Raw genomic sequence first — 12,763 nt, 5'->3', positions numbered from 1 at the left:
ATTATCCAGTAAAATAATTAAGTTATTATTGTCTATTATGTTTCAAAAGTGTTATGGTTGAATTTGAATAAAATTAAAATGATTGATTGGAGGGATTCTTGGATGGGAACCGATTATGATCAACTTAAAGCAGCTTTAAAAGAACCGTCATTAAATGCCAAACTTTTTTCTTCACAGTTTGGTTTAGAGGCAAAGAAGCACCGAATTTTGACCAATGGGCGGGCAAGTCGTTATCCATATCCTGAAAATCTGCGTTCGCGGCAATATAATATTTATTTGAACTCAGGCTATACGGATGACATGATGGACTTTGAAACGGGTCCAGTTGTTGGAGCTAAAAATGCAGTTCGGCAACTAAAAATGTTAGAGCAGATTGTTATCTCACATTTACGGAGTGATGAACGATTATGGCCGTTAAGTATGGCGCCAGGACCGACTTATCAGCATGACCTTGAATATTTACAAACTGCATTTACTAAGAAATGGGACCAAGAGACTCATGATTACCTAGGAAAGAAATATGGTATTGTTCAAGAAATTTTAGGGGATGTCCATGTTAATTTTAGTTTGGATGGTGAATTAATCAACGAGATTTATCACCGCTTTTATGCAGACCGGTATCCAAACCGCATTGATTTTCAAAATCATCTTTACTTTAAATTAGCGCAAAAATTCTACCTTTATCAATGGTTATTTACGTACTTATATGGAGCAAGTCCGGTTTCTGAAGATATGCCACATAGTATTCCAGAGGATTTGGAGCTGCCAGTTCGAAGTTTGCGTTGTAGTGATTATGGGGATGATAACTTTACCAATGAGCAAGTTACCTATACTTCATACGACCAGCATTTTGCAGAACTAAAGCACTTCATGGACAATGGCACTTACTATAGTATGAAGGAATTCTTTGGCCCAGTACGATTACGGCGGCATAACCATGATATGCATGATATTGATGGGGCTTTACATAAAGGAATTGATTATCTTGAATTTCGTAATTTTGACCTTGACCCGTTGTCGCGAACAGGAATTAGTGATGATACGATTAACTTCCTTGAATTAATGCTTTTAAATAGTATTCTTTCACCATTACCTGATAACTTGGAGGAACGATTAGCGGAAGCAAAAAAGCGGAATAATGAAGTGGCCTTACAAAAGCCAAAGGAACAATTGCCGTGGATGCATGAAGAAGCAATGCAGTTAATCGCAGAGTTGCAAAACTTTATTGTTGAGTTTAATGCTCCGCGAGAATACCAGCTTGCTTTGAAGTTTGTACAACGACGAGTGGATGATCCTTCACTAACTCTTAGCGGTCAGTTAGCAGATCAACTTGAAAATGGTGATTTATTATCATTTGGGTTAAAAATTGCCAATGATCGTTACACGAAAAATATTAATTTCCAACATCCATTGCAAGCAATCAGCGATGTTTACTCAGACGATGTTCAACAATTGGTTAAAGCTGCCATTGAGTTAGGTGTCCAAATAGACTTGCAACCAACGCAAGTAGTATTATATGTAGGAGATCATCAAGAAAGTTATAATGCTCAAGCAACTTTTGATTTCTCAAAGGGTGCCCGTGATGTAATTCTTAGTGATTTCCCAGAAGTTCAGGATTTTCAGGAAAAATAAAAAAGAGACTGAGGAGATTATTTCCTAGTCTCTATCTTTTTAAAGTAGGGTAATAACCTTGTTTTCACTTTCGTTATTTCCCGGGAAATAGAAAGAAGCGCTAAAAATGAGAAAGATTGGAATTATTGGCCTCGGTCATGTGGGTGAAATGCTAGCCAACCAATTAGTAATGAACGGAAAAGTTGATGAATTAGTTTTGATTGATGAAAAAGATCAACTAGCTATTGCAATTCAGGCCGATTTAAATGATGCCCAAACGGTTTTAGCGACCCACACAAAAATAATTATTCAAGATTACGCTGCCTTAGCCGATGCGGATATCCTTATTACCGCCTTTGGAAAGAGTGCTTTGATGAAGCAACAACCAATGGCTGAGCTTGAGACTAGCTATCAGCAGGCCTTACAAGTTGGTAATAAGATTTTTAAGAGTGATTTTAGTGGGATCTTAATTAACCTTACTAATCCTAATGAGGCAATTACTGCTGTTCTCCAGCAAAAAGTTGGCTTGCCGCAAAAGCAAGTAATTGGGATTGGCACGGTTGTTGAAACTGCGCGCCTTTATCGGGCAATTGCAGAAGCCGCAAAGGTCGCTGCTGCCAATGTAACTGGCTTTGTCTATGGTCAACACGATGGTCACCAGGTATTTGCTTGGTCAACTGTTCGTGTGAATGGACAACCCTTAACTGCGGCAATCAATGGTCATCACTTAGATCAAAGTCAGCTTAAAATTAAGGCGAACCTTAGTAATTGGTACACTCTCGATGGATTAGGGTATAATGTTAGTGCTGTTACTGCTTGGACTCTCCGAATTATTACGGCAATTTTTGCGGATGAACAATTAGCGTTGCCGGTTGCAATTTATCAGCCGCAGTATTCAACTTACATCAGTTTTCCAGCGTTAATTGGTCGGCAAGGGATTGGCAACCTCCTCCTCTTAAAGCTTTACCCATTGGAAGAAGAGGAGATTAAGAGTGCGGCAGCAACAATTAAGCATCAATTAGATTCTCTAAAAAATATTAAAGGGGAGTAGTTGTATGATTAAACGAATTGCAGTTTATTGTGGTGCGCGTGACGGAAATGATCCAGCATTTAATTATGAAGCACAACGATTTGGTGAATGGCTGGTCCAACGCGATATTGAATTAGTTTATGGTGCTGGTGCGTTTGGCTTGATGGGAACCCTTGCTCGGACAGTCTTAAAAAATGGCGGCGTTGTTCACGGGGTAATAACTACTGAGCTAGCTGAACGTGGAGCCATTTATAACGAATTAAAAGATGTAAGAATTGTCCCTAATATGGATATTCGCAAGCAAACGATGATGGATCTTGCGGATGGATTGTTAGCTTTTCCCGGCGGCTTTGGGACATTAGAGGAAATTACCGAGGCCGCTTCATGGACAACAGTTGGGGATAATCATAAGCCAGTTGCTTTTTACAACTTTAATGGCTTTTATGATTCGTTAAACGATTTATTTAAGCAAATGAATAAGGCGGGCTTTGTGGAAGATCCTTATCTAAATAGTATCTGTTTTAGTGACCAGTTTGACCAGATTTTGGCATTTATGCAAAACTATAAGGCACCGGCACATCGTCAGTACACTCAGCACTCAAAAATAATTTAAAAATAAAAAACGCTGTCTTGCAGCGCCAACATTATTTTAATGGTTGAATAGTATAAACTTGGTCATCAGCTTCATCGGTTAATGAAATTGGCCGTTGCTCATTCGCCTGGATAGTAATGTGATAACCAAACCGATCAAGGAAAACTAACTTATCAGGTTTGATTTGTTGAACCGTTGCCGGAATGATTTGGTTATCGATACTGAGCTTTAATTCAGGAGAGATGGTTATTTTATGAGAGCGATCTCGTTCTTTATCATAATATTGCCATGTGCCCGCATAAAAGATGGGTAACGAGATCGTATTATTGCTTTTCTTCGCACGACTGAACCCTAAAGTACTGGTGAGTCCAGCCATTAGTCCCGCGCCGAAAAGTAACATTCCTTTTTTTCTCATATTTTATCAGTCTCCTCAATTAAGTGATAAGTCATTTTATAACATAACTAATTATACACACATTTCTATTATCAGAAGATTTCATTTCTGTTAAAAACGCGCAATAATTGTTAAAATTAAATATAAGCAAAGAAATATTTGAAAAGGAAGAGTTGATTTTATGCTAAAACTTGGTGTTATTGGAACAAATATTATTACTGATCAGATGCTAGATGCGGCCAAGGCAACTGGAAAATATGAATTGACTGCTGTCTATTCTCGAACATTAGAGCATGCTGAGAAGTTTGGTAAGCCATATGGAGCAACTGAATTTTATGATGACATTGATAAGTTCTTTGAAGAGGGCGACTTTGATGTTGTTTATATTGCTTCACCAAATAGTTTGCACTATCAACAAGCACGGAAAGCAATTGAAAATGATAAATTTATTATTGTTGAAAAACCAGCCTTCGTAAATCCAAGTGAATACAGTGCAATTGAATCATTATTAGCAGCCCACCCTAAGGCTCGTTTGGTTGAAGCAGCCCGTCATATCCATACCAAGATTTATCAAGCTGCCTTGAAGAAAGTTGATGAGATGAAGGAACATTACGTTCAAGGCGCAACCATCACTGTAATGAAATATTCATCGCGTTTTGACAAAGTTCTTAATGGCAGTGAACCATATCCAAATATCTTTACCCTTAAGTATGCAGGGGGAGCATTAATGGACCTCGGTGTATATGCTGTTTATGGTGCCGTTACTATTTATGGTGAACCAGAATCTGTAGTTTACTTCCCAACGCTTACTAAAACTGGGGTTGATGGTAAAGGGGTTGCAATCCTTAACTATGATAAATTTACTGTCACTTTAAACTTCGGTAAGACTGCCAACTCTCACCTCTATTCTGAAGTTTACGGCTTGAAGGATACCTTAGTCTTTGATAGTATTTTTGATACGCGAAAGGTTACTTACTATGATGCTGACCAAAATGCGCACCCAATTGAAGCACCAGTTGAAGAAAATTCAATGACTGATGAAATGAATGATTTCGCAGACCTCTTTAACAATCCTGATGATGAAGAGGAAATGAAGAAGTACAAGCATTGGTTAGAATTATCTAAGACGGTCAACTCAGTTATGTACTCCCTTCGTCAATCTGCTCAACTAGTTTTCCCATCTGATAACGATCAAGAATAGGATGATTTAATTTGATCGAACAATTTCAAAAACACTTTGATGAAAAATACAAGCAACCAACAGCAATCCAAAAAGCAGTTGCGCCGGCATTAAAAACTGACCAATCTGTCCTTGGAATAGCACCGACTGGCTCTGGAAAGACTCTAGCTTTTACGTTGCCACTCTTGCCTAAGATTATGCCAGGCGAGGGGACTCAATTATTGGTTCTCGCACCTTCACAAGAATTGGCAATTCAAACAACCAAGGTAATCCGTGAATGGGCAACCTTAATTGGTGTTAGCGTTCAATCACTGACAGGAGGGGCAAATTTACGGCGACAAGTTATGAATTTGCACCAACACCCTGATGTCGTGGTAGGGACACCTGGACGGGTACTCCATATGCTTGATAACCACCACTTAAAGCTCGGCCATCTAATGACAATGGTTATTGATGAAGCTGATGACATGCTTCAGGACGATACTTTAGCTGTCGTAGAAGATATTGAGCGTGCAACCCCGTTATCTACTCAACTAGCATTCTTTTCTGCTACAAAATCTCCTGTTCTGGATGAATTGAATGTGATGTTTGGTCGCGATATTGAAACTATTGATGTGCGGGATGAGGATACTTCTCAGGGACCGGTAGAACATGGTTACTTAAGTGCACGAACCAATGCGCAAAAAACAGCAACTTTACGCCGGCTGACGAGTATTAAAGATTTTCGGGCGCTTGTCTTCTTCAACAGTACCCGCACCCTTAACTATGCTGCAAGTCGGTTGCGGCACGAACATGTTGCGGTAGATACTTTGGGTGGTAGACAGAAACAAGTACAACGTGAAAAAGCAATGCGGATGTTTCGGAAACGGCAAATTAAGTTATTATTGACAACGGATTTGGCAGCCCGGGGGATTGATATTCCTAAATTGCCTGTCGTTATTAACTTTGACTTGCCAACATCGCTTAATACCTACATTCACCGGGTTGGCCGTACCGGACGCCAAGGAGAACCAGGACTGGCACTTAGTTTAGGTGATGATCATGACATTCGTGACCTTAAGAAGTTGCTTGCTGACAGTGATTATGAACTAACTAAGCTCTACATTGGTGATAATAAATTAACCAATCAGAAACCGGAAGAAGGTCAACGGGTGGTTCCAATTAAAAAGCAGGCTAGTCGTCACTTACAAAAAGAACAATTAAGTGGTGAAACCCACAAAAAGATGAATCAAACCCTCAGTGGATTCTCTAAGCCCAAGAAACGGCGAAAGAAAAAGAATCGTAAAAATAAAGGAATTCGTTTGAAACATCGGCGTAAAAACAACGAAAATTAAAAAAGAATAATTATCGTCTTTACGAAATCCTTCGTAAATGCGATAATATTCTTTAGTTTGGTCCTATAGTATAATTGGATAGTACATCCGCCTCCTAAGCGGTCGATTCCGGTTCAAATCCGGATGGGACCATTTGATAATGCGCTGTCGACGTGATTGCTTTGTTTAGTGATTACGTCTTTTTTATTAGAAGCTGAAGGGAGAATCATTAATGCAGTCACCATATAAGATTATGTTTTTGTTTGGTACACGGGCTGAGGTTTTGAAGCTGGCGCCGATCATTAGATTGATGCAACAAAATCCAGCAACCTGGCAACCAGTTCTTGTTGCAACGGGAAATTCCCAATTATTAAACGACACGTTGGCATATCTGGATTTTCAAATTGATTTCAGTGTTGATTCATCGAACGTAACAAGCACAAATGAAGTTGAACTATTGAGCCAACTGTTGCATAACTTAAATAATGTGATTAATGCTGGACAACCAGATATGATCCTTGTCGCTGGTGATGCTACTACAAGTTTGGCTGCCAGTTTAATTAGCTTTTATCATCATATTTCACTCGGCCATGTCGAAGCTGGTTTGCGTACTTATGAACGGTATTCACCATTCCCTGATGAAATGCATCGGCGCCTTACAGATAATCTAGCAGACCTTTATTTTGCGCCAACGACAAGTGCCCGCGATAATTTGTTGCAAGAGCACCATCCAGCAAAACGAATCTATGTTACTGGAAATACTTCAATTGATAGCGTGAAGCATAATTTACAAGAAGATTTTACGCATCCTTTACTGCAGTCCATCCCAGCAGATAATCGGATTTTATTAATGACAATGCGGCGCAAAGATAACCTTGGCGCCCCCATGAAGCGTGTTTTCCATACAATGCGTGATATTGTGGAAACTAACAACAATCTTGACCTGATATTTCCTGTCTATCCTCATCCAGAAGAAGAATCACTGGCTAATGATATTTTAGGAGATCATGACCGGATTCATCTTATTACACCATTAAATCATCATGATTTCTTAAATATTGCTGCCCGGAGTTCGATTCTGTTAACTGATTCAGGCGGTTTGCAGGAAGAAGCTCCAGCATTGCATCGCCCTCTTTTGCTTTTACGTGATGAAACAGAACGTCAAGAAGCGGTCAGCCTAGGGGGCGTAAAAATTGTTGGTACTGATCCGACAACGATTCAACAAGCGGTTTTTGAATTGTTAAATGATGAGAAGAAGTATCGGCAAATGGAACTAGCGGAAGTACCATTTGGAGATGGGCACGCAAGCGAAAAGATTCTTAAAATTGTTGAAAAATACTTATCACAACAATAAAAAAGGTGAATAAGAGAGCTTTTTATGTAAAAGAGTAGTCTCTTATTCACCTTTAGTTTGCTTTAGGTGGTCGTAATGCTCCACGTTTAACGATAATTGGTAATTGGTAATTGCTTTAGGGCATCGTAAACATGATGAAGTTCCGTCTCTGCTTTCTTCTTATCAATTCCTTTAGCAGTCATAACAGCATCAGCAGCTTACGCATAATTACGCTTATATTCTTGATTGATTTTATTCCAATCAACCCCGGCAAATTGTTGAGCTAATTCCTTATTATATGGTAACTTTCCTTGAAGCATTAGGACAGCAATTCCGGGATATCCAAGATAGCCTTGCCAGTATGAGGCATTGTCATTTGAAGTATAGGTATTGTCGTGAAAGGTGACGGTATAAGTTTTCGCTTCATTAGAGGAGGTTATGAGTGCTTGATCGTTTTCAAGTTTAACGTGACCGTCAGCAATTGCTGTATAAGCTTCTAGTATTTTTTCAATTGGTGGGAATTTTTTCATCATTTTAGGTCAGTCCCTTCTTAATATTTATTATAGTTGGGATTCTCAAAATAAATAAAAAATTCGCACTGTAAGTTTACAGTCCGAATCCTATCATTTATTTATCTGCAATATCGCGATTATCTTTGAAGATTAACCACTTTGAGAAAATATAATTAGCAATTACCACAATGACATTATCAATAAATTTAACGATAAATTGTTGGAGAGGATCATTGAATCCTAATAAAGAAACCCCAACATACATAATAATTATATCTAATACAAGTGTGAGGCCTCGGTAGAAATAGAACCGAAGAAACTCAACAATAAAGTCACTAACAGTAGTGTAATGTGATCCGAATACCCAGACTTTATTAGTGAAGTAAGCTACTAAAACCGATAGAAACCAGGCAATAACATTAGCTACTTGATAATTCCAATGAATCCCAGAACTCAAAATCTGGAATACTGCTAAGTTAACCACCGTTGTGACAACGCCCCAAAAAAGGTAGGCGATGATTGACTTATATTTTACCCACAGATCCTTAATCATTCAGTTTAGCCGCCTTTTCTACTAATTGCTTAGCGAAGGCATCGAGCTTTTGAATGTCTTCTTCATCTGGTGCGAGGTTGATTTTAACATTTTCAGCGCCCTTAGTTGCCCCTGTCCTGGCAAGAGCATCCCCAAATTTATCAACGGCAACACAGAAGTCATCCCCATAGAAAGTATCACCAGAGCCGGCAACTCCATAAACTTTGCCTGCTAGTTGTTCTTCTTGCAAGTCTTCATAAAAGTCAATTCCTTCTTCTGGAAGAGCTCCCTCATCGTAAGTATAAGGACAGATCACACAAATATCAGCTTCTTCAAAGTCAGCTGGATCAGCCATTGTCATTTCAACTTCATCGACTTCTACTCCTAAATCTTCAAGAGCGTCAGTAATGATATCCGCAACGTCTTCATTATTACCGGTAATGGTTGCGTATACTACAAGTGCTTTTGCCATTTTATAACCTCCATTAAATCTATAACGTTCATATAGTATAGCACGGTTTGCGATATCAGGGCAGACAAGTGGTATACTATTTATGTTAGATTGTAAATAAGGAGATCGCGAAAATGATTAGTTTAAAATCACCTCGAGAAATCGATGCAATGGAAAAGGCCGGGGCAGCCTTAGCGGCAATGCACCTTGGCCTTCGTAAAATTATTAAGCCGGGCATCTCAAGTTGGAAGATTGAAGAATTCGCTCGGAAGTACTTCAAGGCTGCTGGAGCTAAAGCTGAACAAATTGGCTTTGAAGGATACAAGTATGCTACCTGTGTTAGTGTGAATGATGAAATTTGTCACGGATTCCCTCGTAAGAAGTTAATCTTAAAGAAGGGCGATTTAGTAAAGGTTGATACGGTTGTCAGTGTTGACGGTGCTTTCAGTGATTCTTGCTGGAGCTATGCGGTAGGAGAAGTTTCTCCTGAAATCCAAAAGTTAATGGATGTTACTAAGAAGTCACTGTTTATGGGAATTGACCAATGTGTTCCTGGTAACCGGATTGGTGATATTGGGGCAGTTATTCAACACTACACAGAAGATGAGAATGGCTATGGGGATGTCCGTGAATTTGTTGGTCATGGTATTCAGCCAACAATGCATGAAGATCCAATGGTGCCTCACTATGGCGAACACGGTCAAGGAATCCGTCTTCGTAATGGGATGACCATTACTGTTGAACCAATGATTAACACCGGTACGTGGGAAGCTGATACCAGTGATCCAAGTGGTTGGCTTGCCAAGACTGCTGATGGTGGTTGGAGTTGCCAATATGAGCATACCTTAGTTATTACGAATGATGGTCCGAAGATTTTGACATCTCAAGATCCAGAAGCAGATGCTGATTACATGTACGATGATAATTATGCTAAGTACTTGGAACATTACCGTGAGATCGCAGAAAAGGTTGCTAAGCAGTTTGAAAATTAATCGCTAGCAGTAAAAAGGATGTTAGAAAACTTTTGCATGTTTCAAACATCCTTTTTTTAACGCTAATCATATTGATGCATATACTTTGAAAGCCGCTTTAAGCCTTCTTTTAGGGTTGCCTCTGGTGCACAGTAGCCGAGGCGAACGTGACCCGGAGTATCAAAAGCATCGCCGGGCACGAGGAGAACTCCTTCGTCATGAAGCAAGTTTTCACAGAAAGTATGGATATCAACCGGCACATCAAGCTTTGGGAAGGAAGTGGAGACTGCTTGTGGCATGATAACACTTGCTCGGTCTTCATGGTCAATCCAATCCTTATAAACAGCGAGGTTCCCAAGAACTAACTTCCGGTTCCGGGCGAGAACCTGATCACGGTGACGTAAGACATAGGTAGCTAGCTGGTCGTTAAAGACTCCTCCACAGATCATGGTGTAATCACGGAATTTACGGAAGACATCGGCAACTTCAGCGTTAGTCGCGGTCCAACCGATCCGAGCCCCTGGCACCGAATAAGTCTTTGAAAGAGAATTAGTAGAGATTCCCTTATCATAAAGGTCAATAATCTGGGCAAACTTTTCGGGGTGATCGAGGGGCAGGTAGACTTCATCAACAAGAACATAGGCATCGACTGACTTAGCAATTTCAACAACTTGTTCGAGAAATTCTTTATCCAGAACTGTTCCCGTTGGATTATTCGCGTTGTTTAGACAAATCATTTTAGTATTAGGTTTAACCATCGCTTTTAGGTCATCAATTCGTGGGTACCAATCGTCTTCTTCATGAATATGCCAGTAATCAACATCTGCACCTAATGATTTAGGAATATCGTAGAGTTGTTGGTAAGAAGGATATTCGGCAATTACATGGTCGCCGGGATTAATTAGGGCATAGAGGGCTAAAATGTTTGCCCCAGTGGCGCCATTTGTTTGCAAGATATTTTCTGGATCAACATGGTGATACAGTTTAGCAACTTCTTCTTTAAACTCAGGTGATCCTTCAATCCATCCGTAGTTCATTTGCTGCTTATCAAGCATCTCATAAAACTCTTTGCCATTGTTACCATCTAAATTTAAGAGATCGTGCATACTCAAAGAAGCGATTGTACTCTGCGAAATATCATAAGTTGCGCTCTTTTCCCACTTATTTAGCCATGCTTCGACACCAAAATGTGCTATTTCTACCATAATCTTTTTCCTCCTTTAATTAATTGAAATTGTTCCGTTGATTACTAATACTAAGGAAATAACCGCAAAGACAGCGATAATCCCCATTGCCCATTTTTCCTTTACTGTGATTGGGTGATGGAATTCCTTGCATGCTTGGACATAGAAGAATAATCCGGGAATAAAACCGACTGAAACAACCATTATTTCTTTCCAGCCAGAGAGAACCATCGCCATCAGTTCAAAGAGGGTGGCAATTAGTCCAATAACAAATTGTCCCCATTCTTGGTGCTGCCAACTGTACATCATTTGGTAAATACCAACAAGGAGGTAACAGATCAAAATCGCAGCCGTACAAAGCGTATATGCAAAGTTGTAGGCATAGGTAGTGAAAAGCAAAGAGAAGAGGAAGATCGATTGAAGAATCCCAGTAATTACTAATGCCCGTGTTGGCGCTTTTTTTTCATTTAGCTTGCCCCATGATGTTGGAAGGGTTTCATCATCAGCCATTAGCATTAATGATTCGGCTGGGAGCATTGTCCACGAGAGCCATGAAACTAAAACTGAGACGATTAATCCAATGCTGATCAGGGCGGCACCCCACGTTCCAACCAGGTGTTGCATGATAGCACCGAGCGCCGGTTGACCACCAGCTGCTAACTGGGCCCGGGTCATGACCCCGTATGGCAAAATGGAAACCACGATGTAGATAACAAGCAAACTTACTAAGCCGAAGATAGAAGCACGTTCAGCATCTGTCCGCGTTTTGGCACGACTAGAAAGGACAGAGGCCCCTTCAACACCGACAAATAGCCACATCATTACCATAATTGAGGCCTTTACTTGGTCATAGATTGAACCGGTTTCGATTTTTGAACTAAGGTTCTGTGTTACATTGCCCCAGAAATCAGCAGTAAAGATCTTAGCCTTAAAACTAAGAATCACACAGATAACAAAGACGACTAATGGAATAATCTTGCAGATCGTCCCAATCGAATTAATAAAGGCCGCTGATTCGATCCCTCGATTTACTAAGAATGTCAAAACCCAGGTTAAAATAATTGCAACAATAATTGAGAATAAGTTTTGACCATTAGCAAATAAGCTTGGGAAAAACGTTCCAAGAGCGCTCATCATAATCGTCGCAAAAGCAATATTACCGAGCCAGGCGGAAAGCCAATATGCCCAACCAGAAATAAATTCGCCCAGCGGACCAAAAGCAGCCGCCGCATAACTGAAAATTCCTGAATCAAGGTCTGGCCGTTTTTGCGAAAGATTAGTTAGGGAGAGGACTAAAGTCAAGACGCCGATCCCTACTATAATCCAGGCAATGATTGCTGGACCAGGAGCCGCCGCAGTAGCTAAATCACTGGTAATGCCAAATACTCCTGAACCAATTGTCGACCCCACAATTAAAAGGGTTAGTTCTGTAGTATTAATACCTTTTTTCTCACTCATTTACTCCACCTCACGATCTTATATCTTAGAGTGAAAATCACATAAATTTTCTTAACTCAATTATAGCAACGTCGGAAAACGCTATCCATAGCATTAAGATTAAATGTGAAAACAATTATTAAGTAATGAAAATAGTATACATCACTTATACCAAAATATACAAACAAACGAATAAAGATTACTAAGTTGGTATAAAAATACG

At 39.8% G+C, this 12,763-nt stretch carries 13 protein-coding genes and 1 tRNA gene; 8 read left to right on the top strand and 6 right to left on the bottom strand.

The genetic code is table 11. From position 1 onward, the window contains the following. The first annotated feature begins 102 nt into the window (after nucleotides 1–102). The 3 genes from LREU_RS07340 (at nucleotide 103) to LREU_RS07330 (ending at nucleotide 3,254) form a co-directional block, all read left to right on the top strand. Nucleotides 103–1,632 carry a glutamate--cysteine ligase gene (locus tag LREU_RS07340; RefSeq protein ID WP_011953528.1) on the top strand — a complete coding sequence of 510 codons (1,530 nt, stop codon included), beginning with the start codon at nucleotides 103–105 and terminating at the stop codon, nucleotides 1,630–1,632. A 106-nt stretch (nucleotides 1,633–1,738) separates the two neighbouring features. Next, nucleotides 1,739–2,662 carry a lactate/malate family dehydrogenase gene (locus LREU_RS07335; RefSeq protein WP_003668695.1) on the top strand — a complete coding sequence of 308 codons (924 nt, stop codon included), beginning with the start codon at nucleotides 1,739–1,741 and terminating at the stop codon, nucleotides 2,660–2,662. A gap of 4 nt (nucleotides 2,663–2,666) precedes the next feature. Further along, nucleotides 2,667–3,254, top strand: a complete 588-nt coding sequence (locus LREU_RS07330; RefSeq protein WP_003668694.1) for an LOG family protein — start codon at nucleotides 2,667–2,669, stop codon at nucleotides 3,252–3,254. 31 nt (nucleotides 3,255–3,285) lie between these two features. On the opposite strand, the gene LREU_RS07325 is transcribed toward LREU_RS07330, so the two are convergent. Continuing rightward, nucleotides 3,286–3,648 (bottom strand): DUF4828 domain-containing protein, encoded by a 363-nt coding sequence (locus tag LREU_RS07325; RefSeq protein WP_003668693.1) that lies wholly within the window; start codon nucleotides 3,646–3,648, stop codon nucleotides 3,286–3,288. Between the two features lie 160 nt (nucleotides 3,649–3,808). On the opposite strand from LREU_RS07325, the gene LREU_RS07320 reads away from it, so the two are divergent. The 4 genes from LREU_RS07320 (at nucleotide 3,809) to wecB (ending at nucleotide 7,474) form a co-directional block, all read left to right on the top strand. Further along, entirely contained in the window at nucleotides 3,809–4,828 is a 1,020-nt protein-coding gene (locus LREU_RS07320; protein ID WP_003668692.1) for a Gfo/Idh/MocA family protein, read from the top strand. 11 nt (nucleotides 4,829–4,839) lie between these two features. Next, on the top strand, nucleotides 4,840–6,141 hold the full coding sequence (locus LREU_RS07315) for a DEAD/DEAH box helicase (RefSeq protein ID WP_003668691.1): 1,302 nt from the start codon (nucleotides 4,840–4,842) through the stop codon (nucleotides 6,139–6,141). Nucleotides 6,142–6,200: 59 nt separating this feature from the next. After that, a tRNA-Arg gene (locus tag LREU_RS07310) sits at nucleotides 6,201–6,273 on the top strand. Between the two features lie 79 nt (nucleotides 6,274–6,352). Then, a complete protein-coding gene (wecB, locus tag LREU_RS07305; protein WP_003668689.1) occupies nucleotides 6,353–7,474 on the top strand; it encodes a non-hydrolyzing UDP-N-acetylglucosamine 2-epimerase in 1,122 nt (373 codons plus the stop codon). A 197-nt stretch (nucleotides 7,475–7,671) separates the two neighbouring features. Here the strand turns inward: wecB and LREU_RS07300 are convergent, their stop codons facing one another. The 3 genes from LREU_RS07300 to LREU_RS07290 all read right to left on the bottom strand — a co-directional run bounded on the left by LREU_RS07300 (nucleotide 7,672) and on the right by LREU_RS07290 (nucleotide 8,969). Further along, on the bottom strand, nucleotides 7,672–7,986 hold the full coding sequence (locus tag LREU_RS07300; RefSeq protein WP_003668687.1) for a UCP014422 family protein: 315 nt from the start codon (nucleotides 7,984–7,986) through the stop codon (nucleotides 7,672–7,674). A 94-nt stretch (nucleotides 7,987–8,080) separates the two neighbouring features. After that, nucleotides 8,081–8,518 carry a GtrA family protein gene (locus LREU_RS07295; RefSeq protein WP_003664422.1) on the bottom strand — a complete coding sequence of 146 codons (438 nt, stop codon included), beginning with the start codon at nucleotides 8,516–8,518 and terminating at the stop codon, nucleotides 8,081–8,083. Continuing rightward, nucleotides 8,511–8,969, bottom strand: coding sequence for a flavodoxin (locus tag LREU_RS07290; RefSeq protein WP_003668685.1), 459 nt, complete (start codon nucleotides 8,967–8,969; stop codon nucleotides 8,511–8,513). Before LREU_RS07290 ends, LREU_RS07295 begins: the two co-directional genes overlap by 8 nt. Nucleotides 8,970–9,082: 113 nt before the next feature. Here LREU_RS07290 and map point away from each other — a divergent pair, with 113 nt between their 5' ends. Continuing rightward, nucleotides 9,083–9,940 carry a type I methionyl aminopeptidase gene (gene map, locus LREU_RS07285; protein ID WP_003668684.1) on the top strand — a complete coding sequence of 286 codons (858 nt, stop codon included), beginning with the start codon at nucleotides 9,083–9,085 and terminating at the stop codon, nucleotides 9,938–9,940. A 62-nt stretch (nucleotides 9,941–10,002) separates the two neighbouring features. On the opposite strand, the gene LREU_RS07280 is transcribed toward map, so the two are convergent. Both LREU_RS07280 and LREU_RS07275 read right to left on the bottom strand, forming a co-directional pair. Next, entirely contained in the window at nucleotides 10,003–11,124 is a 1,122-nt protein-coding gene (locus LREU_RS07280) for an aminotransferase (protein WP_003668681.1), read from the bottom strand. A 15-nt stretch (nucleotides 11,125–11,139) separates the two neighbouring features. Then, complete coding sequence (locus tag LREU_RS07275) at nucleotides 11,140–12,561, bottom strand: basic amino acid/polyamine antiporter (RefSeq protein WP_003668679.1); 1,422 nt, start codon at nucleotides 12,559–12,561, stop codon at nucleotides 11,140–11,142. Nucleotides 12,562–12,763: the final 202 nt, after the last annotated feature.

Source organism: Limosilactobacillus reuteri subsp. reuteri, from assembly GCF_000016825.1.
Classification (GTDB): Bacteria; Bacillota; Bacilli; order Lactobacillales; family Lactobacillaceae; genus Limosilactobacillus; species Limosilactobacillus reuteri.
The sequence above is the reverse complement of the archived record's forward strand: the minus strand, read 5'-3'. Positions and strand labels throughout refer to the sequence as shown.